The organism is Cytobacillus sp. OWB-43 (assembly GCF_034651445.1).
GTDB classification, from domain to species: Bacteria; Bacillota; Bacilli; order Bacillales; family Cytobacillaceae; genus Cytobacillus; species Cytobacillus kochii.
Genome location: NZ_JAYEFF010000021.1, coordinates 1 through 348, shown reverse-complemented (window position 1 = coordinate 348; position 348 = coordinate 1). Strand labels below are relative to the sequence as shown.

At 40.8% G+C, this 348-nt stretch carries 1 rRNA gene; it reads left to right on the top strand.

From position 1 onward, the window contains the following. Positions 1-262 precede the first annotated feature (262 nt). Positions 263-348, top strand: a 23S ribosomal RNA gene (locus U9M49_RS22645); the annotation flags it as partial.

The window sequence follows — 348 nt, the reverse complement described above, 5'->3', positions numbered from 1 at the left end:
AACAAGGTAGCCGTATCGGAAGGTGCGGCTGGATCACCTCCTTTCTAAGGAATATACGGAATTGACTTGATGTTAGACTGTTCGTTCAGTTTTGAGAGTATAATCTCTCAATTCAATCGTTCTTTGAAAACTAGATAATGTAATGAAGAAGATTACCAAGTAATCGCCACCTTAGTTATTTTCTCTCTATATAATAGAGTAGAGATACTAAACTTTTTTAAAACACACAACCGTGAGGGAAGCGAAAGTAACCCAAACATATGGTTAAGTTAATAAGGGCGCACGGTGAATGCCTTGGCACTAGGAGCCGATGAAGGACGGGACTAACACCGATATGCTTCGGGGAGC